Annotated in this window: 19 protein-coding genes; 12 read left to right on the top strand and 7 right to left on the bottom strand. The window is 65.2% G+C overall.

Annotated elements, in window-relative coordinates; translation table 11 throughout:
- The first annotated feature begins 141 nt into the window (after window positions 1-141).
- The 5 genes from AC5Y5O_RS00155 (at window position 142) to AC5Y5O_RS00135 (ending at window position 5766) form a co-directional block, all read left to right on the top strand.
- The gene (locus AC5Y5O_RS00155; protein WP_096290821.1) at window positions 142-1542 is read left to right on the top strand and encodes a nitrate/nitrite transporter; all 1401 of its coding nucleotides are present in this window, start codon (window positions 142-144) and stop codon (window positions 1540-1542) included.
- Between the two features lie 395 nt (window positions 1543-1937).
- Window positions 1938-3335 (top strand): nitrate/nitrite transporter, encoded by a 1398-nt coding sequence (locus AC5Y5O_RS00150; RefSeq protein WP_096284004.1) that lies wholly within the window; start codon window positions 1938-1940, stop codon window positions 3333-3335.
- Between the two features lie 77 nt (window positions 3336-3412).
- Entirely contained in the window at window positions 3413-4558 is a 1146-nt protein-coding gene (locus tag AC5Y5O_RS00145; RefSeq protein WP_096284002.1) for a uroporphyrinogen-III synthase, read from the top strand.
- Entirely contained in the window at window positions 4555-5292 is a 738-nt protein-coding gene (locus AC5Y5O_RS00140) for a sirohydrochlorin chelatase (RefSeq protein ID WP_096284000.1), read from the top strand. Before AC5Y5O_RS00145 ends, AC5Y5O_RS00140 begins: the two co-directional genes overlap by 4 nt.
- 24 nt (window positions 5293-5316) lie before the next feature.
- Entirely contained in the window at window positions 5317-5766 is a 450-nt protein-coding gene (locus AC5Y5O_RS00135) for a TetR/AcrR family transcriptional regulator (RefSeq protein WP_096283998.1), read from the top strand.
- Here the strand turns inward: AC5Y5O_RS00135 and nirD are convergent.
- Both nirD and nirB read right to left on the bottom strand, forming a co-directional pair.
- Window positions 5763-6119: a nitrite reductase small subunit NirD gene (nirD, locus tag AC5Y5O_RS00130; protein WP_096283996.1), complete on the bottom strand. Its 357-nt coding sequence runs from the start codon at window positions 6117-6119 to the stop codon at window positions 5763-5765. The genes AC5Y5O_RS00135 and nirD overlap by 4 nt on opposite strands.
- A gap of 17 nt (window positions 6120-6136) precedes the next feature.
- Window positions 6137-8704: a nitrite reductase large subunit NirB gene (gene nirB, locus AC5Y5O_RS00125; protein WP_096283994.1), complete on the bottom strand. Its 2568-nt coding sequence runs from the start codon at window positions 8702-8704 to the stop codon at window positions 6137-6139.
- A gap of 225 nt (window positions 8705-8929) precedes the next feature.
- Between nirB and AC5Y5O_RS00120 the strand changes: the two genes are divergently transcribed.
- Window positions 8930-9370: an Hsp20/alpha crystallin family protein gene (locus AC5Y5O_RS00120; RefSeq protein ID WP_096283992.1), complete on the top strand. Its 441-nt coding sequence runs from the start codon at window positions 8930-8932 to the stop codon at window positions 9368-9370.
- 65 nt (window positions 9371-9435) lie between these two features.
- On the opposite strand, the gene AC5Y5O_RS00115 is transcribed toward AC5Y5O_RS00120, so the two are convergent.
- Window positions 9436-9975 (bottom strand): DUF302 domain-containing protein, encoded by a 540-nt coding sequence (locus AC5Y5O_RS00115; protein ID WP_096283990.1) that lies wholly within the window; start codon window positions 9973-9975, stop codon window positions 9436-9438.
- 97 nt (window positions 9976-10072) lie between these two features.
- Here AC5Y5O_RS00115 and AC5Y5O_RS00110 point away from each other — a divergent pair, with 97 nt between their 5' ends.
- On the top strand, window positions 10073-10567 hold the full coding sequence (locus AC5Y5O_RS00110; RefSeq protein WP_096283988.1) for a winged helix-turn-helix transcriptional regulator: 495 nt from the start codon (window positions 10073-10075) through the stop codon (window positions 10565-10567).
- Between the two features lie 125 nt (window positions 10568-10692).
- On the opposite strand, the gene AC5Y5O_RS00105 is transcribed toward AC5Y5O_RS00110, so the two are convergent.
- Complete coding sequence (locus AC5Y5O_RS00105) at window positions 10693-11454, bottom strand: isocitrate lyase/PEP mutase family protein (protein ID WP_096283986.1); 762 nt, start codon at window positions 11452-11454, stop codon at window positions 10693-10695.
- A 112-nt stretch (window positions 11455-11566) separates the two neighbouring features.
- Here AC5Y5O_RS00105 and AC5Y5O_RS00100 point away from each other — a divergent pair, with 112 nt between their 5' ends.
- From AC5Y5O_RS00100 to AC5Y5O_RS00085, 4 genes are all read left to right on the top strand, one after another.
- On the top strand, window positions 11567-11863 hold the full coding sequence (locus AC5Y5O_RS00100; RefSeq protein WP_096283984.1) for an Rv0250c family protein: 297 nt from the start codon (window positions 11567-11569) through the stop codon (window positions 11861-11863).
- Between the two features lie 79 nt (window positions 11864-11942).
- Complete coding sequence (gene sdhC / locus AC5Y5O_RS00095) at window positions 11943-12770, top strand: succinate dehydrogenase subunit SdhC (protein WP_096283982.1); 828 nt, start codon at window positions 11943-11945, stop codon at window positions 12768-12770.
- 40 nt (window positions 12771-12810) lie between these two features.
- The gene (locus AC5Y5O_RS00090; protein WP_096283980.1) at window positions 12811-14730 is read left to right on the top strand and encodes a fumarate reductase/succinate dehydrogenase flavoprotein subunit; all 1920 of its coding nucleotides are present in this window, start codon (window positions 12811-12813) and stop codon (window positions 14728-14730) included.
- Window positions 14730-15476 carry a succinate dehydrogenase/fumarate reductase iron-sulfur subunit gene (locus AC5Y5O_RS00085; protein WP_096283978.1) on the top strand — a complete coding sequence of 249 codons (747 nt, stop codon included), beginning with the start codon at window positions 14730-14732 and terminating at the stop codon, window positions 15474-15476. Before AC5Y5O_RS00090 ends, AC5Y5O_RS00085 begins: the two co-directional genes overlap by 1 nt.
- Window positions 15477-15545: 69 nt before the next feature.
- On the opposite strand, the gene AC5Y5O_RS00080 is transcribed toward AC5Y5O_RS00085, so the two are convergent.
- Together AC5Y5O_RS00080 and AC5Y5O_RS00075 are read right to left on the bottom strand one after the other, a co-directional pair.
- Complete coding sequence (locus AC5Y5O_RS00080; RefSeq protein ID WP_096283976.1) at window positions 15546-16034, bottom strand: flavin reductase family protein; 489 nt, start codon at window positions 16032-16034, stop codon at window positions 15546-15548.
- On the bottom strand, window positions 16031-17086 hold the full coding sequence (locus tag AC5Y5O_RS00075; RefSeq protein ID WP_500023731.1) for an isopenicillin N synthase family dioxygenase: 1056 nt from the start codon (window positions 17084-17086) through the stop codon (window positions 16031-16033). Before AC5Y5O_RS00075 ends, AC5Y5O_RS00080 begins: the two co-directional genes overlap by 4 nt.
- A gap of 210 nt (window positions 17087-17296) precedes the next feature.
- Here AC5Y5O_RS00075 and AC5Y5O_RS00070 point away from each other — a divergent pair, with 210 nt between their 5' ends.
- Window positions 17297-19132 carry an acyl-CoA dehydrogenase gene (locus AC5Y5O_RS00070; RefSeq protein WP_096283974.1) on the top strand — a complete coding sequence of 612 codons (1836 nt, stop codon included), beginning with the start codon at window positions 17297-17299 and terminating at the stop codon, window positions 19130-19132.
- 302 nt (window positions 19133-19434) lie between these two features.
- Here the strand turns inward: AC5Y5O_RS00070 and AC5Y5O_RS00065 are convergent, their stop codons facing one another.
- A complete protein-coding gene (locus tag AC5Y5O_RS00065; protein WP_500023205.1) occupies window positions 19435-20727 on the bottom strand; it encodes an acetyl-CoA C-acetyltransferase in 1293 nt (430 codons plus the stop codon).
- Between the last annotated feature and the right edge of the window lie 124 nt (window positions 20728-20851).

The following is a 20851-nucleotide window of genomic DNA, read 5'->3' as shown; positions in this document are numbered from 1 at the left end:
TCACGTCGTGGTGCACGCCGTATCGACTGACCGCCCTCACACCGGCCGGCGTCGTAGGGTGAGCGGAAATTCACGCCCGGGTCATTGCGGGCAGCGCTCGGGCAACAATGGATTTCTAGCGTTGTCGCCATGAAACTTTCGCTGGGCCGTTCGCATGTCCTTTCGAACTGGGACCCCGAAGACACCGTGGCCTGGGAGGCCGGCAACGACAAGATCGCCCGGCGCAACTTGATCTGGTCGGTGGCCGCCGAGCACATCGGCTTCTCGGTCTGGTCGATCTGGTCGGTGATGGTGCTGTTCATGCCGGCGTCGGTGTACGGCTTTTCCGCCGGGGACAAATTCCTGCTCGGCGCCACCGCCACCCTGGTCGGGGCTTGCCTGCGCTTCCCGTACACGTTCGCCACCGCGAAGTTCGGCGGGCGCAACTGGACGGTGTTCTCCGCGCTGGTGCTGTTGATTCCGACGGTCGGCACGATGGTGCTGCTGGCTCACCCCGGCCTGCCGCTGTGGCCGTATCTGGTGTGCGCGGCGCTGGCCGGCCTCGGCGGCGGCAACTTCGCGTCGTCGATGACCAACATCAACGCGTTCTACCCCCAGCGCCTGAAGGGCTGGGCGTTGGCGGTCAACGCCGGTGGTGGCAATCTCGGGGTGCCGGTGGTTCAGCTGGTCGGCCTGCTCGTGATCGCGGCCGCCGGAAACCGGCAGCCCTATTGGGTGTGCGCCATTTACCTTGTGCTGCTGGCGATCGCCGGTATCGGCGCCGCGCTGTACATGGACAACCTGCAGCATTACCGCATCGATACGTCCACCATGCGGGCGGTGTTGTCCGAGCCGCACAGTTGGGTGATCGCGCTGTTGTACATCGGCACCTTCGGCTCGTTCATCGGTTTCTCATTCGCGTTCGGTCAGGTATTGCAGATGAACTTCGTCGCCAGCGGCGAGAACACCGCACAGGCCTCCCTGCATGCCGCCCAAATCGCTTTCCTGGGACCACTTTTGGGATCAGTCTCGAGGGTGTACGGCGGCAAGCTGGCCGACCGCATCGGCGGCGGCAGAGTCACGCTCGCCGTCTTCTGTTCGATGATCGTTGCCGGTGGGATATTGGTCAGCGCAAGCACTTTCGGTAGCCATGGCGCGGGCCGCACATCCGCCTCGACGATGGTCGGTTTCGTGATCGGGTTCGTCGCCCTGTTCATCCTGTCCGGCATCGGCAATGGGTCGGTGTACAAGATGATTCCGTCGATCTTCGAGGCGCGTAGTCACTCGATGCAGATGGGCGAGAACGAGCGCCGGCAGTGGTCACGTTCGATGTCCGGGGCCCTGATCGGTCTCGCCGGCGCGATCGGTGCGCTCGGCGGCGTCGGCGTCAACCTGGCACTGCGGCAGTCGTATCTGCACAGCGGTACCGCGACGTCGGCGTTCTGGGCGTTCACGTTGTGCTACGCGGCCGCCTCGGTACTGACCTGGGCGGTGTATGTACGCCGTCCGCTCGAGGTGATGACGACCGAGGCCGCATCGGGGGCCCGGCTGGCCACCGTATAGGCGCGGTATACGCGTCATACCAATTCGGTAGAGAACGTTTAGCACGAAATGTATTCGACCTCACACCGAATTCCCCAGGCGCTCGGTACTGAAATACCTACGCGCGACTAAAGGAGTAAACATCGAGCCCTGAACTGCGACGACGGTCGACCTTCAGGTTCCTTCAGCGATCTATCAGATAACTAGGATTCAACTTACAGGCGATATTGGTCGGAATGAGTTGACGCAGTTCGGTTCCGAATGTGAGCATCAGAACAAGGCAGGGCATGCCTCTCAATTCGAGGCGCCCACAAGGGCATTGAAGGCCAGAATCACCGCAGCTCTTCCCGGTTATGGGTTGAACTGGTTGACGCCCAGACGATTTCGACCACCCGTCCACGAAAGGTGCAGATCGCATGGGCCGCAACCACCGCATCACGGACTGGAATCCGGAAAACGCCGCGGCCTGGGAGGCCGGCAACGACAGGATCGCTCGCCGCAATCTGCTGTGCACGATGGCGGGTGACCATGTGGCATTTTCGATCTGGACTCTGTGGTCGGTGATGGTGCTGTTCATGCCGATGTCGGTCTACGGCTTCCACGCGAGCGACAAGTTGCTCCTGGGTGCGGTGGCCACGCTGGTCGGCGGCTGCGCGCGGATCCCCTACACCTTGGGTATCGCCAAGTTCGGGGGCCGTAACTGGACCGTGTTCTCGGCGTTCGTGTTGCTGATCCCGACCGTCGGCACGATTGTCCTGCTGGCCAATCCCGGGCTGCCGCTGTGGCCGTATGTGCTGTGCGCGGCGCTGACCGGCCTGGGCGGCGGCAACTATGCGGCATCGCTGGCCAACGTCAACGCCTTCTATCCGCAGCGACTGAAGGGCACGGCGCTGGCGATCAACGCCGGCGTCGGCAATCTCGGAGTCGCGGTGATCCAATTGGTCGGCCTGCTGGCGCTGGCCACCGCCGGGCACCAGGCGCCGTACTGGGTGTGCGCGGTCTATCTGGTGCTGCTCACCGTGGTCGGCATCGCGGCGGCGCTGTCCATGGACAACCTCGACCACGGCGTCGAGGTGAACGACATGCGGTCGATCCTGTTCGACCGTGACACCTGGGTGATCTCGCTGCTGTACATCTGCACCTTCGGCTCCTGGATCGGGTTTTCCTTCGCCTTCGGCCAGGTTCTGCAGGTCAACTTCGGGGCCAACGGCGAAAGCCCCGCCCACGCTTCCCTGCACGCGGCTCAGATCGCCTTTGTCGGGCCGCTATTGGGCTCGCTGGCGCGAATTTACGGCGGCCGGCTGGCAGACCGCCGCGGCGGTAGCCGCGTCACCCTGGGCGTCCTTTTGGGCATGATCGCGGGCGCCGGCATGCTGGTGGCCATCAGCACGATCGAGGACCACAGCGGCAGGACGTCGTTCACCGCGGTGGTCGGCTACGTCACCGGGTTCATGATTCTGTTCGTGCTGTCGGGGATGGGCAACGGTTCGGTGTTCAAACTGATCCCGTCGGTCTTCGAGGCCCGCAGTCGCTCGCTGAATGTCGGCGAGGCGGAGCGCCGGCAGTGGTCGCGCGCCAAATCCGGAGCGCTGATCGGCATCTGCTCGGCGGTCGGCGCGCTGGGCGGCGTCGGAATCAACTTGGCGCTGCGCGAGTCTTACCTGCGCAGCGGCACCGAGACGGCGGCGTATTGGGTGTTTCTGACTTCTTACATCGCGGCGGCCATAGTGACCTGGATGATGTACGTGCGGCGCCCGGTATCTGCGCAGGAAGCGCCTAATTCGGTGCTCACAACAGAGCCCGCCCGGGTGTGACGATCACCGCAACATGGGCAATGCTTCAGCAATCGTCAGGTAACGCCGCGGAAATGTCGCAGGCATACACAGGTCGTATGGACCAGCCCGAGTCCCCGCCGCTGACCGGTTACCGGATAGCGGTCACGTCCGCGCGCCGCTCCGAGGAGCTGTGCGCGCTGTTGGGTCGTCAGGGCGCCGAGGTATCCAGCGCTGCCGCGATCAACATGATCGCGTTACCCGAAGATGAAGAACTGCAGAGCATTACCGAAGCCGTGATCGCCAATCCTCCCGACATTCTGGTAGCCCACACCGGCATCGGATTTCGCGGCTGGGTGGCCGCCGCCGAGGGTTGGGGGCTGTCCAATCAACTCATCGCGTCGTTGTCCAAGGCGCGAGTGCTGGCGCGCGGGCCGAAGGCGACGGGGGCGCTGCGCGCGGCCGGCCTGCACGAGGAGTGGTCGCCGAAATCCGAGTCCTCCCAAGAACTCCTCAAGTACTTGCTGGAGTCGGGGGTGTCCGGCGCGCGGATCGCGGTGCAACTCCACGGCGCCGCCGACGCCTGGGACCCGTTCCCGGAGTTCGTCGGAGGATTGCGCGCCGCCGGTGCCGAGGTGGTGCCGATCCGGGTGTATCGCTGGAAGTCCACCGCGATGGGCGGCAACTTCGACCAACTGGTCACCGGAATCGCGCGGCGCCAATTCGACGCGGTCAGCTTCACGTCCGCGCCAGCTGCGGCGGCGGTTCTGGAGCGCAGCCGCGACCTGAATATCGAGGATCAGGTGATCGAGGCGATGCGCACCGATGTGCACGCCATGTGCGTCGGCCCGGTGACGGCACAGCCGTTGCACCGCAAGGGTATTCCGACGACGGCGCCCGAACGGATGCGGCTGGGGGCGCTGGCCCGCCACATCGCCCAAAAGCTGCCACAGCTCGGGTCGTGCAATGTGAAGGCCGCGGGTCACGCGATCGAGATCCGCGGAAACTGCGTTCTGGTCGACGGTTCGGTCCAATCGCTGTCCGGATCCGGAATGGCGGTGCTGCGCGCGCTGGCGCATCGTCCCGGCGACGTCGTGGCCCGCAATGATTTGTTGCGGGTACTGCCCGGCAACAGCAACGACCCGCACGCCGTCGACACAGCCGTGCTGCGCCTGCGAACGGCATTGGGCGACAAGAACATTGTCGCAACCGTCGTGAAGCGGGGTTACCGGCTGGCGATCGATGAACCGGTAGGAACGCCATGAGCCTGGTACTTGCCGCGCACGGCACGCGCCGACCGGGCGGTGTCGCGATGATCGGCGACCTGGCGGCACAGGTCAGCCGACAGCTCGGCCGCACGGTACGAGTCGCCTTCGTCGACGTATTGGGACCCACACCCAGCGAGGTACTTTCCGCGGTCGGTGGCCACCGGGCCGTCGTGGTGCCCGCATTCTTGTCCCGCGGCTACCACGTCCGCGCCGATGTGCCCGCCCATGTTGCAGCCAGCGGACATCCCAATGTCATCGTCACCCCGGCACTGGGGCCGGGCGGGGAGATCGCCCGGATCGTCGCCGACCAGTTGATGAAATCTGGCTGGCGCCCGGGTGATTCGGTGATCCTCGGGGCTGCGGGAACTTCGGACCCCACTGCCTGTGCGGACCTGCACACCACCGCGACGCTGTTGTCCGCGCTGACCGGATCACGAGTCACTCTGGGATTTGCCGCCTCCGGCGATGCGCAGATCGTCGAGGCTGTCGAGAGGGCGCGGGCCGACGGTGCGCGCCGTGTCGCCGTCGCCTCCTATCTGCTCGCCGACGGGCTGTTCCAGGAAAGGCTGCGCAACTGCGGCGCCGATCTGGTCAGCCGGCCGCTGGGGACACATCCGCGGCTGGCCCGCTTGATCGCGAACCGGTTCCGCCGGGCGGTGCCGGTGGCCACCCGGCATCCAGTACGTCGTTACCGGCCGGGCGCGCCGACGCACGCGATGCTTGATCTTTGATCACCCGCGGGTGATCCTGACACCATGCCCAGTCGCGACGAGCCATCGCGTGGGTTTCTCGACCCGGTCGCCAAGATGCTGCGGTTGCCGTTCGGCACACCGGAATTCATCGACCGGATTATCACCGGAGGGGTCAACCAGGTCGGCCGCCGAACGCTTCATATGCTGATCACCACCTGGGACGCCGCCGGCGGTGGCCCCTTCGCGGCTAGCGCGGTCGCATCCACGGGTATGGCCAAGACGGCCGAAATCGTGCAAAGCATGTTCATCGGGCCGGTTTTCGGCCCGGTGCTGAAAATGCTGGGCGCCGACAAGGTCGCCGTGCGGGCGTCGCTGTGTGCCTCGCAGCTGGTCGGCCTCGGCATCATGCGCTACGGGGTGCGTAGCGAGCCGCTGCACTCGATGTCGGTCGATGCGCTCGTCGACGCGATCGGGCCGACGATGCAGCGCTACCTGGTCGGCGATATCTGCTAGGCAGCCAATCGCGCGATCTGGATTTCTCCCTCGTCGGTGACGCGCACCTGGTACACAGGCACGGACACCCGCGGGTCGTCCAGGCATAGGCCGTCCTCAAGTGCGAAGGCCTGCTTGAGGATTGGCGATTGCACAGTGGCACGACCGCCACGGTCACCGACGATCCCGCGGGAGATCACCGCCGCACCGGAAAACGGGTCGATGTTGCCGATCGCGTGCAGCGAGCCGTCGTCGAGCCGGAACAGCGCCGCCTGCGATCCGTCGTCGAGCAGCACACCGACGCCCCGGCCCGGGATCAGGTGGTCGTAGTTGCACGCGGTGGTCCATACCTCGATGTCGTTGAGAATTGTCATGCTTGCTCCTTCAGACTCTATGAACGGACCTTTGGCATGCCAATGGACACAGGGATTTTGCGCCCGGCATGCTCGGTGAATGTGACAGTCGAATCGATTTCATCCGGCGCGTTGACGAAGGAGACAAACCGCGAGAGCTTGTCCGGATCGTCGAGCACGCCCTTCCACTCACACTGATAGTTCTCCACGTGCCGCTCCATTGCGGCCTCGAATTCCGCGGCCAGGCCCAGCGAGTCCTCGCACACGACCTCGCGCACGTGGTCCAGCCCGCCGTCGATGGACTCGACCCACGGCGCGGTGCGCTGCAGCCGGTCGGCAGTGCGGATGTAGTACATGAGGAACCGGTCGACGTAGCGAACCAGCGTCTCGGTGTCCAGGTCACCGGCCAGCAATTGGGCGTGCTTGGGCGTCATACCGCCGTTGCCGCCGACGTAGAGGTTCCAACCCTTTTCGGTGGCGATCACGCCCACGTCCTTGCCGCGGGCTTCCGCGCATTCCCGCGCGCAGCCCGACACACCCATTTTGATCTTGTGCGGTGCCCGCAGACCGCGATAGCGCAGCTCCAAGTCGATGGCCAGCTGCACCGAGTCCTGCTGACCGTAGCGGCACCAGTCGGTGCCGACGCAGCTCTTGACGGTGCGCAGCGACTTGCCGTACGCGTGGCCGGATTCCATGCCACCGTCGACGAGCCGCTTCCAGATCTGCGGCAATTGGTCCACCCGGGCCCCGAACATGTCGATGCGCTGGCCACCGGTGATCTTGGTGTAAAGCCCGAAGTCCTGCGCGATCTGGCCGATCAGGATCAGATGTTCGGGCTTGATGTCCCCGCCGGCCACCCGCGGCACCACCGAGTAGCTGCCGTTCTTCTGGATGTTGGCCAGGAAGTGGTCATTGGAATCCTGCAGCGAGGCCTGCTCCCCGTCCAGGATGTGCTCGGAACCGGTCGAGGCGAGGATCGACGCGACCACGGGTTTGCAGATGTCGCAACCCTTTCCGCGGCCGAATCGCTCCAGCAGGCCCGAGAAGGTCCGGATCTCGGTGGCCGAGATGATCTCGAAGAGCTCGGCCCGCGACTGGCTGAAGTGCTCACACAGCGCCTTGGACTGTGCCACGCCCTCGGCTTCCAGCAACTGCTTGAGCAGCGGCACGCACGATCCACACGACGTGCCGGCCGCGGTGCACGACTTCAGCGACACAACGTCGCCGCAGCCATCGGCGATCGCGCACTTCAGGTCGCCCTTGGTGACGTTGTTGCAGGAGCAGATCTGCGCCGAATCCGGCAGCGCGCCAACACCCAACGCCGAGGCCCCGCCGCCGGAACCCTCCGGCGCGATCAGCGCGAGCGGGTCGCCGGGCAGTTCGCTGCCGACCATCGGCCGCAGCACGCCGTAGCTGGAGGCGTCGCCGACGAGTACCCCGCCGAGCAAGGTCTTGGCGTCGTCGGAGAGCACCAGCTTGGCGTAGGTCCGGTTCACCGCGTCGTTGATGGCGACCTCGAGGCAGTTCTCGGTCGTACCCATCGCGTCACCGAAGCTGGCGACGTCGACGCCCAGCAGTTTGAGCTTGGTGGATAGGTCGGCTTCCGGGAACTCCGCGCCGCCGCCCAACAGCCGGTCCACCACGACCTCCGCCGAGGTGTAGCCCGGTCCGACCAGGCCGTAGCACCGCCCGTCGATCGCCGCGACCTCGCCGATCGCATAGATGTCGGGATCGCTTGTCCGGCAGGACAAGTCAGTGAGCACACCGCCGCGCTCGGCCAGCGTCAGCCCCGCTGCCGCAGCCAGTTCGTCACGAGGCCGCACGCCGGCCGCGAAAATCACCGGGCCCGCCTCGATCACGTCGCCGTCGGTCAACCGCACCCGCGTCGCCACCGAACCGTCTGCGCGTTCAACGGATTCAATCGATTCGGTGCCCGTGCCGACGTGCACCGAGATCCCGAGCTCGGTGATCATCCGGGCCAGCAGCCCACCACCGGCCTCGTCGATCTGCTGGGCCATCAGTCGCGGCATCATCTCGATGACGTGTGTTTCCAACCCGAACTGGCGCAGCGCATTGGCGGCCTCAAGTCCGAGCAGACCACCGCCGATCACCACGCCGGCAGCACCGTGACCCTCATCACGGGCACGCTCGGCTGCGGCCCGGATCGCATCGAGGTCGTCCAGGGTGCGGTAGACGTGGCAGGCGGGCAGGTCGTGTCCGGGCACGGGAGGGACGAAGGCGTAGGAACCGGTGGCCAGTACCAGGGCGTCGTAGTCGTGCCGTTCGCCGTCCGCGGTCACTACGGTCTTTGCCGCACGGTCGATTTCGGTGACCCGCGCGTTCAGCAGCAGTCGTACCCGCTCGTCACCGGGGTAGTCGTTGCCGGGCAGCGCCAGCAGGGCACGGTCCCAGCTTTCGGTGTACGACGTCAATCCAACGCGGTCGTAGGCGGCGTCGGCTTCTTCGGCCAAAACGGTGATGCGCCAAGCCCCGTCGGTGTCACGGGCGCGGAGCGCCTCGACCAATCGGTGGCCCACCATGCCGTGACCCACCACAACCAAGTGACGGGCGGCACACTGCACGCGCGAGTTTGGGGCTGAGGTCATGCCATGAGGTTAGGGGCCAGAAATTAAGGAAAAACCGCCGAATGTATCGCTCGTATGACGTGGGTCTCACACCTCACAACTTCCTGTGTGATGTGTGTTCGCTCCCGGCGAACGGGCAGGTGGAACTTTAGCGTGGTCAACTCAAGTTCGTCTAAGTAGCCGGCCGGCAAGGCGCCGGTCACAGCAAACTCACAATGAAGCTCAAGGAAGCAATGAGGTGACGAAATGAGTAATCTCGCAGTGTGGTCGCGCCCGGCCTGGGACACCGACCGATGGTTGCGCGACTTCTTCGGCCCGGCCGCGACAGCGGACTGGAACAAGCCGGTGAGCAGCGGTTTCAACCCCGCAGCGGAGGTCGTCAAGGACGGCGACGACGCGGTGGTCCGCCTGGAACTGCCCGGTGTCGATGTCGAGAAGGACGTCAACGTCGAGGTCGATAGGGGCCGGCTGGTAATCCACGGCGAACACCGCGACGAGCACGCAGAAGACAAGGACGGCCGTACCTTGCGGGAGATCCGCTATGGATCGTTCCGTCGCTCGTTCCAGCTGCCCGCGCACGTCACCGGCGAGGCCATCAAGGCTTCCTACGACGCAGGTGTGTTGACCGTGCGCGTCAGCGGCGCGTACGCCGGAGCCCAGCCGCAGCGCATCGAGATCGCCAAGTAACCGTCGATCGCCGGGTTGTTGGGCAATATGGCCGTCAAGGCGCCCAACGACCCGGCGTTCGCGTACTAACGGGTGAACGCCTGGCCGGCGTCAATACCGATGACTCGCAACAGGTTTACCACCTTGCGATCCAGGCTTTCACCCACCTTCGTCACCTCGGGGATACTGAGGCTGCCGAACGCGGGACCAGGCTGGTCCATCGAAAACACCGCATTGCCGTCGGAGTCTGCGTAGATCAGCAGTCGTAATGGCGCGTACAGCAAGGCTTTCGGATCATGGCGGTACATCGTTTCGGCGATCGTGTGGTTGCCGAGCAGATACTCCACCGCCTTGGTGGTGTGGCCGGCCACACTGAAGAACGGCAGTGCGTCGATCTTTGCGTACACCATCAGATCGTTAGGCGCGTTGCGCGCCGCGGCGGCGAGGACGTCGTCCCAGCTCCCACCGCGGTCGACGATCTCCTGGACCGCCGCCCGGTCGACCACCGGAGCGGCCTTCTCGAAAGCCGCGACGAAATCGTCGAAATCCATACCCGTGCTGATGTCGATGCGGTTCATGGTGTGGGACACGCGATTGAATTCGGCCGCCTTAACGCTACTTGTCATGACATTCCTCAAGATTCGTCAATGGTTCGGTGAATGAACTTCACACGTTCGACTATACGGTTCAGTGAATGAACCGGCAAGAGGTAGCATTGACAACGTGGCCCTTCCCCGTGAATATCCGGACACGAATTGCCCGATCGCCCGGTCTCTGGAGATCGTCGGTGAGCGCTGGACGTTGCTGATCATGCGTGACGCGTTCTACGGCGTGCGGCGATTCAGCGACTTTCACAGTCACCTGGGAATCCCCAAAGCCGTGCTGTCCGAACGGCTTACCTTCCTGGTCGCCGAGGGCGTGCTAACCAAGACGGCCGGCGAGTACGCGCTGACCACCAAGGGCAAACGGCTATGGCCGGTGCTTTGGTCGATGATCGCGTGGGGAAGCGAAAACCTGCTGGACAAACCGACCCGGACCTATCGGCACGCGGAGTGCGGCGGCAGCATCGGACCTGATCGACGCTGCGAACGCTGCGATCAGGTCCCTGACGTCGGTGACCTGATCGGGCATCCGGCTCGGCGCCCACATGATTCGAGTCGCGACGATCCGGTCAGCGAGGCGCTGCGCCGGCCCCGCCGGATGCTGGAACCGATCTAGCCGTTCGGGACCAGCGGTGCGCGATTGAGTGTGCCATCACGGTTTTGAGCGTGCACCCACGGCGGAATGTGGGATCGAATTGCGCCCACAGGACACACTCGAAGCCCGCAAGGCACAGTCGAGCTTCAGGCCCAGCGGGCCAGCAGTTCCTTGGCGCGCTCGGCCAGCGCGGCTTGCAGGAACGGGCCGAAGCTGATCCGGGCCACACCCAGCGCACCGAACGACGCCGGGTCACCCTGGTCTGGCAGCGCGATCGCGTTGATCGGCAGCGGCAGCTCAGTTGCCAAGCGCCGCAACGTCTCCGGGTCGTGGCGACCCACCGGGTAGAGCACGTCGGCGCCGGCGTCGGCCGCCTCGATCAGTCGCGCCACGGCCCGCTCGACGCGGTCCGAATCGTCGCCGTCGTTGCGCAGAAAGAGATCGGTACGGGCGTTGATCACAACGCGCACCCCGGCCGCATCGGCCGCCGAGCGCAGCGCGCCCACCAATTCGGCGTGCTCACGCGCGGACCGCAGTCGCTTGTTCTCCGAATGCACGGTGTCCTCGATGTTGAGCCCGACGGCGCCGACGCTCAGCAAGCCGTCGATCAAGCGCTGAGCCGGCTGGCCGTAGCCGGACTCGATGTCCACCGACACCGGCACGTCGACCGCCGCGGTGATCTGGGCGACCCGGGTGAGCACATCGTCGAACGACATGCCCTCGCCATCGGGTTTGCCGATGGAGTCGGCCAGCGGATGGCTGCCCACGGTCAGGGCGGCGAATCCAGCACCCGTGGCAAGGCGGGCCGACCAGGCATCCCAAACGGTCGGCAGCACCACCGGGTTGCCCGGTTGGTGCAATTCCAGCAGCGTGGCCGCGCGCTGGGCGGCGGTGGTCTGACCAGTCATGGGTGTTTGCTCCGCAATCTGGGCGAGTCAGTTGTCCGACGTGCGTCCGGCGCGGTGGATAGTATCGAAAGTCATATTGTGATCCTTGACACCCTCGGCCCTAGGAGATCTCTTGTCCACCACGACTGAACTCGCCGAACTGCACGATCTCATCGGCGGTTTACGGCGGTGCGTGAGCTCCTTGAGATCGCGCTACGGCGACAGCCCGGCGATGCGTCGCATCGTGATCGACGCCGACCGGATCATCGGCGATGTCGAATTACTCGACACCGATGTTTCGGAATTGGACTTGGCGCGAGCCACTGTTCAGCATTCTGGCGAGAAGATCATCATTCCCGACACTCAGTACGACACCGATTTCTGGCGCGATGTCGACGACGAGGGTGTCGGGGGTCACAATCGTTCCTGATATTCCAAGCCCCCGTTAAATCGGAGGCACTGGTCTTGTACCCTTCGAGCAACAGCCCTGTTCGAAGAGGAACATTTGCATGAGCGCACCAACGGCGAACCGTCCTGCGTCCGGCATCTTTTCACCGACGCGCGCCCAAATTCAGCAGCGGACACTACGTACCGACCGGTGGTGGATGTCGCCGTTGCGCATCGACCTCGGCTTCGCCGCATTCGTCATCTACGCGACGTTCCGGGCGTTCCAACAGAACTACTTCTACGTCCCGAAGTACCACTACCTGACGCCGTTCTACTCGCCGTGCGTCAGCAAGGCCTGCGGTGCGTCCAGCGAATTCTGGCCGCAGGTCCTTCCGGACGTGTGGTGGTTGCCGTACGCGGCGCTGACCCTGCCATTCCTGCTGCTGTTCCGGCTGACCTGCTACTACTACCGCGGTGCCTACTACCGCACGGTGTGGCAGTCGCCCACCTCGTGTGCGGTGGCCGAGCCCCGCGTCCACTACACCGGCGAAACCAAGTTCCCGCTGATCGTCCAGAACACGCATCGGTACTTCTTCTACATCGCCGGCATCATCTCGGTCATCAACACCTACGACGCGATCGTCGCGTTTCATTCGGACGAGGGACCAGGCGGATTCGGTTTCGGTCTGGGCAATCTGATCCTGCTGGGCAACGTCATCATGCTGTGGGTCTACACCCTGTCCTGCCACTCGTGCCGGCACGTGACCGGCGGACGGCTCAAGCACTTCTCCAAACACCCTGTGCGGTACTGGATCTGGACCAAGGTCAGCGTCATCAACACCCGGCACAAGCTGTACGCGTGGATCACCCTGGGCACGCTGATGCTTACCGACTTCTACATCGCACTGGTGGCCAGCGGCACCATCTCAGACCCGAGATTTGTTGGCTGACAAGCCCTTTGCCAGAAATCGGAATGTTAAGTGAGGTTCCATGACTGAGGTCGAACGGCACTCCTACGACGTGGTCGTGATCGGTGCCGGCGGCGCGGGTTTGCGCGCGGTCATCGAAGCGCGCGAACGCGGCCTCAAGGTCGCGGTGGTGACCAAATCCCTGTTCGGCAAGGCCCACACGGTCATGGCCGAGGGTGGCTGCGCGGCGTCCATGGGCAACACCAACCCCAAGGACAACTGGAAGACCCACTTCGGCGACACGATGCGCGGTGGCAAGTTCCTCAACAACTGGCGGATGGCCGAACTGCACGCCAAGGAGGCACCGGACCGGGTCTGGGAGCTGGAGACCTACGGCGCGCTGTTCGACCGTCTCAAGGACGGCAAGATCAGCCAGCGCAACTTCGGTGGCCACACCTATCCTCGGCTGGCGCACGTCGGTGACCGCACCGGCCTGGAGCTGATCCGCACCATGCAGCAGAAGATCGTCTCGCTGCAGCAGGAAGACTTCGCCGAACTCGGCGACTACGAGGCGCGGATCAGGGTCTTCGCCGAGTGCGCAATCACCGAGCTGCTCAAAGACGGTGACGCGATCGCCGGAGCATTCGGCTACTGGCGCCAAAGCGGCAAGTTCGTCGTCTTCGACGCACCCGCTGTGGTGCTGGCCACCGGTGGAATCGGCAAGTCCTTCAAGGTCACGTCGAACTCCTGGGAGTACACCGGCGACGGCCACGCACTGGCGCTGCGGGCCGGCGCGACGCTGATCAACATGGAGTTCATCCAGTTCCACCCGACGGGCATGGTCTGGCCGCCGAGTGTGAAGGGAATTCTGGTCACCGAGGGTGTGCGCGGCGACGGCGGAGTGCTGAAGAACTCCGACAACAAGCGCTTCATGTTCGACTACATCCCGCCGGTGTTCAAGGGCCAGTACGCCGAGACCGAGCAGGAAGCCGACCAATGGCTCAAGGACAACGACTCGGCGCGGCGCACCCCGGACCTGCTGCCCCGCGATGAGGTCGCCCGGGCGATCAACTCGGAGGTCAAGTCCGGTCGCGGCACCCCACACGGCGGCGTCTACCTGGACATCGCTTCCCGGTTGACGCCCGACGAGATCAAGCGGCGGCTGCCGTCGATGCACCACCAGTTCATGGAGCTGGCCGGCGTCGACATCACCAAGGAGCCCATGGAAGTCGGGCCCACCTGCCACTACGTGATGGGCGGTGTCGAGGTCGACCCCGACACCGGCGCGGCCACCGTCGCCGGCCTGTTCGCCGCCGGTGAATGCTCCGGCGGCATGCACGGCTCCAACCGGCTGGGTGGCAACTCGCTGTCGGACCTGCTGGTCTTCGGCCGTCGCGCGGGGCTGGGCGCCGCCGATTACGCGCGCGCTCTGTCCAGTCGCCCGACCGTCAGCGAGGACGCGATCGAGGCGGCCGCCAAGCGGGCGCTGGCTCCCTTCGAGGCACCGACCAACGGATCGGCCGCCGAGAACCCGTACACGCTGCAGCTGGAACTGCAGCAGTCGATGAACGACCTGGTCGGCATCATCCGCAAGTCGGAGGAGATCTCCGAGGCGCTGGAACGGCTCAACGCGCTGCGTGAGCGGTTCAAGCACATCCACGTCGAGGGGCACCGCCAGTACAACCCCGGCTGGAACCTGGCCATCGACCTGCGCAACATGCTGCTGGTCAGCGAATGCGTCGCCAAGGCCGCGCTGCTGCGCACCGAGAGCCGTGGCGGACACACCCGCGACGACCACCCCGGCATGGACCCGTCGTGGCGCAAGGTGTTGCTGGTGTGCCGCGCGGACGGCGGTGACGGCGACGCTATTCCCGACGTCACCGTCACACGCGAAGACCAGCTGCCGATGCGGTCCGACCTCTTGGAGCTCTTCGAGATCTCCGAGCTGGAGAAGTACTTCACCGATGAAGAGCTGGCCGACCACCCAGGACGGAGAGGCTAATGGGCTACAACGCGACGATGCGGGTGTGGCGCGGCGACGATGTCGGCGGCGCGCTACAGGACTTCACGGTCGAGGTCAACGAGGGCGAGGTGGTGCTCGACATCATCCATCGCCTGCAGCAGACGCAGACCCCCGACCTCGCGGTGCGGTGGAACTGCAAGGCGGGCAAGTGCGGATCCTGCTCGGCAGAGATCAACGGCATGCCGAAGCTGATGTGCATGACCCGGATGTCGTCGTTCGCCGAGGACGAGGTCGTGACGGTGACCCCGCTGCGCACCTTCCCGGTGATCCGCGACCTGGTCACCGACGTCTCATTCAACTACGAAAAGGCCCGGGAGATCCCGTCTTTCGCACCGCCCAAGGACTTGCAACCCGGCGAGTACCGGATGGCCCAAGCCGACGTGCAGCGCTCGCAGGAGTTCCGCAAGTGCATCGAGTGCTTCCTGTGTAACAACGTCTGCCACGTGATCCGCGACCACGAGGAGAATAAGAAGGCCTTCGCCGGCCCTCGCTTCCTGATGCGGGCCGCCGAGCTCGAGATGCATCCGCTGGACACGCTGGACCGGCGCGACATGGCCCAGGAGGAATTCGGCCTGGGCTACTGCAACATCACCAAGTGCTGCACCGAGGTCTGCCCCGAGCACATCAAGATCACCGACAACGCGCTGATCCCGATGAAAGAGCGGGTCGCCGACCGCAAGTACGACCCCGTCGTCTGGCTGGGCAACAAGCTGTTCCGCCGCTGATATCCGCGAGACTGTAACTTCCGACGTCGCCTCTCGGGCGATGCGTTGCCAATTACAGTTGGGCGGCCGTCAGGCGCCGAGGCGACGAAATACGCTGCGGTGGAAGACAATCGGTGCCACCTCGGCGTCAACCGTCACTTCGTTGACCCGTAGGACGACGATGACGTGGTCCCCGGCCGGGATCACTTGCTCGATCGCGCTCTCCAGCCAGAGTGCGGTGCCCTTGATGAAGACCGCGCCGGATTCATAGGACACCGTCTCCATGTTGGCGAACCTGTCTCCGGTCTTGGCGGCCAGGGTGCGAGCAGCCTCGTCGTGCGCCTCACCGAGCACGCTGATGCCCAGCATCGGCAGGTCCTTGAGCTTGGGCCAGGTGGTCGAGGTGTTCTGCACGCAGAACGAGACCAGCGGCGGGTCCAACGAGACGGGGACAAAGGTGCTGGCGGCCAGACCCACCCGGACTCCCGACACCTCGGCGGCGATCGCCACCACGCCGGACGGGAAATGACCGAAGGCCTCACGAAGTGTGGATGGTGTCAGCTTGTTCGATGCATTCACTGGACTTCATTCGCCCCTTGAGCCAACGACGGATTCGCGTTTCTGACCCTACCCGTCGAGTGTCCGTGCGCATTAGCCACGTCCGGGTGCGCCCGCAGCCTGCTCTTCCAGGCATTGCGACCGTAGACGGAGAAGATCGGGTCGGACGGGTTTTCGGTCGGTGACCAGGTTTTATCGGAGCGGGCGGCAAGAGCCGACAGCTCCGGCGGCAGCGACAACACCGGTATCTGCGCATCCAGCCGGGGGTTGAAGAAGAACGGGATCGAAATTCGCTCGGCGGTCCCGCCGCTCAGATTCACCCGGTGTTCGGTGGCACGCAGGTAGCCGCTCGTCGCGACCTCGAGCAGCTCGCCGATGTTGACGATGAACGCCCCCTGCACCGGCGGCACATCGACCCAGCCTCGCGAGTCGCCCCGGCGCACCTGCAGTCCCCGACTGCCCGGCTCGGCCAACAGCAGCGTCAGCACCCCGGAGTCCCGGTGCGCACCCACGCCCTGCGGGCTGGCCGCGCGGGCCGGATAGCGAATGACCTTGATCAGCGTGGCGGGCGTCTCGGCGAAGGCCGCGTCGAACACGTCGGGCGGGCTGCCCAGCGAGGCTGCCCAATGTCTCAGCAGGATGCGGGCCACTCGCGACAGCGCGGTGTCCCACTCGGCGATGATCGCCGGTAACTCGGGTAGCGCCGCCGGCCACTGGTTGGGGCCCTGCAACCACAGGTAGTCCGGCTGGCCCGGCCCGCCGACGGCCGGGCGCTCGGGCCCAATATCAATCTGCTCGCGCCAATCCACCTCGCCCAGGGTCAGCTCGCCGCCCAGCCGGGTGTAACCGCGGAAATGCGGGCTGCGCACCATCGCGACGGCGTCCTTGTCGGCCTGCGGCAGCGCGAACAACGCGCGGGCTGCTTCCAGCACCCGGGCGACCAGCGTCTGCGCCACGCCGTGGCCGGTCAGATAGAAGAAACCCACCTCGTGGGCGGCGTCGCGCAGGCGCTCGCGCAACACCTCGGTACCGGCCGTCAGGTCCACCACCGGCAAGGCGGTGACGCTCTTCACACCTGTCACTGTTCCATTATCGCCGCAGGTAGAGAAGCTGTCGAAGGCGTGAACTGGGCCTTCCCAACCGGTTGGTTAATTAGACAATGAAATCTAGCTCACATTCACTTGCGCCAACCGATCCAGCGGCTATATTTAGCGGTGTTACTGGTGGGTAACTTAGCCCAAGTACTCAACCACAGCGTGGCATTCTCAACGAGGAGGAGAATAGTGAGCCACTACAAGAGCAACGTCCGCGACCAGGTATTCAACCTGTTTGAGGTGTTGGGCGTTGACCAGGCGCTAGGCCAAGGCGCATTCAGCGACCTCGATGCCGACACCGCCCACGAAATGCTTACCGAAATGAGCCGGCTGGCCGAGGGGCCGGTCGCCGAGTCGTTCGTCGACGGCGACCGCAATCCGCCGGTGTTCGACCCCAAGACTCACGCGGTGACCCTGCCCGAGTCGTTCAAGAAGTCCGTCCGCGCGGTGGTCGAAGCCGGCTGGGACAAGGCCGGCATCGACGAGGTGCTGGGCGGCATGCCGATGCCCAAGGCGCTGGTGTGGGCCCTGCACGAGCACATCCTCGGCGCCAACCCTGCGGTGTGGATGTATGCCGGCGGCGCCGGTTTCGCCAACATCATCTACCACCTCGGTACCGAGGAGCAGAAGAAGTGGGCCGTGATGTGCGCCGAGCGTGGCTGGGGCGCGACCATGGTGCTGACCGAGCCGGACGCCGGCTCGGATGTCGGCGCCGGCCGCACCAAGGCAGTCCAGCAGGAGGACGGCTCCTGGCACATCGACGGCGTCAAGCGGTTCATCACGTCCGCCGACTCTGACGACCTGTTCGAGAACATCGTGCACCTGGTGCTGGCTCGCCCCGAGGGCGCCGGCCCCGGTACCAAGGGACTGTCCCTGTTCATCGTGCCGAAGTTCCTGTTCGACCACGAGACCGGCGAGCTCGGCGAGCGCAACGGGGTGTTCGTCACCAATGTCGAGCACAAGATGGGCCTGAAGGTCTCCGCCACGTGCGAGTTGTCGTTCGGTCAGCACGACGTGCCCGCCAAGGGCTGGCTGGTCGGCGACGTGCACAACGGTATCGCGCAGATGTTCGAGGTCATCGAGATGGCCCGGATGATGGTCGGCACCAAGGCGATTGCCACGCTGTCCACCGGCTACCTGAACGCGCTGGAGTACGCGAAATCGCGCCTGCAGGGCGCTGACATGACTCAGATGACCGACAAGACCGCTCCGCGGGTGACCATCACGCACCACCCGGATGTGCGCCGGTCGCTGATGACCCAGAAGGCCTACGCCGAGGGTTTGCGCGCGCTGTACCTGTTCACCGCGACCTACCAGGACGCGGCCGTCGCCGAGGCGCTGTACGGCGTCGACGCGGACCTGGCGGTCAAGGTCAACGACCTGATGCTGCCGGTGGTCAAGGGAGTGGGCTCCGAGCAGGCCTACGCGAAGCTGACCGAGAGCCTGCAGACGTTCGGTGGGTCCGGCTTCCTGCAGGACTACCCGATCGAGCAGTACATCCGGGACGCCAAGATCGACTCCCTCTACGAGGGCACCACGGCCATCCAGGCGCAGGACTTCTTCTTCCGCAAGATCATCCGCGACAAGGGTGTGGCGCTGGCGCACGTGTCGGAGCAGATCCAGAAGTTCGTCGACGCCGAGACCGGCAACGGCCGGCTCAAGACCGAGCGCGAGCACCTGGCCAAGGCCCTGGAAGACGTCCAGGCGATGGCCGCCACCCTGACCGGCTACCTGATGGCCGCTCAGGAGGACATCTCCAGCCTGTACAAGGTGGGGCTGGGTTCGGTGCGCTTCCTGATGAGCGTCGGAGACCTGGTGATCGGCTGGTTGCTGCAGCGTCAGGCGGCGGTGGCCGTGCAGGCGCTCGACGCCGGCGCCAGCGGTGCCGACCGGTCCTTCTACGAGGGCAAGATCGCGGTCGCGTCGTTCTTCGCGAAGAACTTCCTGCCGCTGTTGGCGGGCACCCGCGAGGTGATCGAGACGCTGGACAACGACATCATGGAGCTGGACGAGGCCGCCTTCTAGAAAGCTGTACACGCAAAATCCCCCGCTTCCACGCTGAAGCGGGGGATTTTGCATCTCGGGCGGGCGGTACCAAAAAGACCGCCGCTGGATCCCCTCAAACCAGCGGCGGCCCTTTTCGTACGCCCGTCTTGTGAACCGGCGGTCGAATAGGGGGATGCCCCGTGTTGCCGTCGGGGTCGGGGGGTCAGACCACAACACGGGACAATCCGCACATCGGTTACCCGTCCCCCGATCTCGCTAACCCGGTGTGACGGACTTCATGCACGACCGGTGCGGATCAGCGGATACCGGCCAACGACGGGTCACGCCTCCAGGATGGCCGCAACACCCTGTCCACCGGCCGCACAGATCGAGATCAGCGCCCGCGCCGGTCCGTTGCGCTCGGCTTTCTTCCCGGCCAGCTGTTTGGCGGCCTGCGCCAGGATCCGCCCGCCGGTGGCCGCGAACGGGTGGCCGGCGGCCAGCGACGAGCCGTTGACGTTGAGTTTGGACCGGTCGATCGATCCGAGCGCGGCGTCGAGCCCCAGCCGTTCCTTGCAGTACTCCTCGGACTCCCACGCCTGCAGATGCGCCAGCACCACCGACGCGAAGGCCTCGTGGATCTCGTAGAAGTCGAAATCCTGCAGGCTCAGGCCGTTGCGGGCCAGCAGCCGGGGCACCGCATACGTCGGTGCCATCAGCAGCCCGTCCCGTCCATTGACGTAGTCGACCGCGGCGGTCTCCGCGTCCACCAGGTAGGCCAGCGTGGGCAACGAATGCTCGGCGGCCCACTCCTCGCTGGCCAGCAGGGCGACCGAGGCGCCGTCGGTCAACGGTGTCGAATTGCCGGCTGTCATCGTCGCGTCGCCGGCCTTGACGCCGAATACCGGGCGCAGCGTGGCGAGCTTCTCGGTGCTGGAGTTGGCCCGCAGGTTGTCGTCGCGGTACAGCCCCAGGAAGGGTGTGACGAGGTCGTCGAAAAAGCCCCGGTCGTAGGCCGCGGCCATGTTGCGGTGGCTGGCGACGGCCAACTCGTCCTGGTCGACCCGCTTGATCCCCATCTGCTTGGCGGTGATGGCGGCATGCTCGCCCATCGACAGGCCGGTGCGCGGCTCGCTGTTGGCCGGGATTTCGACGCCGAGGGTGGCGGGCAACGTCCCCACCAACTTCAGCCGTTGCAGGTTGGACTTGGACCGGCGCAACTTCAGCAGGGTGCGGCGCAGGTTGTCGCCCAGGCCGATCGGCGGGTCCGACGTGGTGTCCACTCCGCCGGCGGCGGCAACCTCGTAGCGGCCTGACGCGATGCCGTCCGCGGCCGCGATCGCCGCCTGCAAGCCGGTACCGCACGCCTGTTGAATGTCGAAGGCCGGTGTGTACGAGGATAATTCGGACCCGAGCACACACTCACGCATCAGGTTGAAGTCGCGGCTGTGCTTGAGCACCGCACCGCCGACGACCACGCCCAACCGCTGCCCACCCAACCCGAACCGGTCCACCAGGCCGCCCAGCGCCGCAGTGAACATGTCTTGATTGGAAGCCTCGGCGTAGGCACCGTCGGATCGTGCGAAGGGAATGCGATTGCCGCCTAGTACGGCGACGCGCCGCCGGGACTTCATACTCGCCTGAGCTGCCTGAGCTGCCTGAGCTGCCTGATTGCCTGGCTGCGAACTTGCAGGGGCCACGTTCATCTCCAATTTTCAGTTTGGGGGATTGGACGTTGGGACCCATACTACCCACGGT

This window comes from Mycobacterium sp. NGS40 (assembly GCF_059812735.1).
Note: the sequence above shows the minus strand (reverse complement) of the source record. Positions and strands in the feature narration are given on the sequence as shown.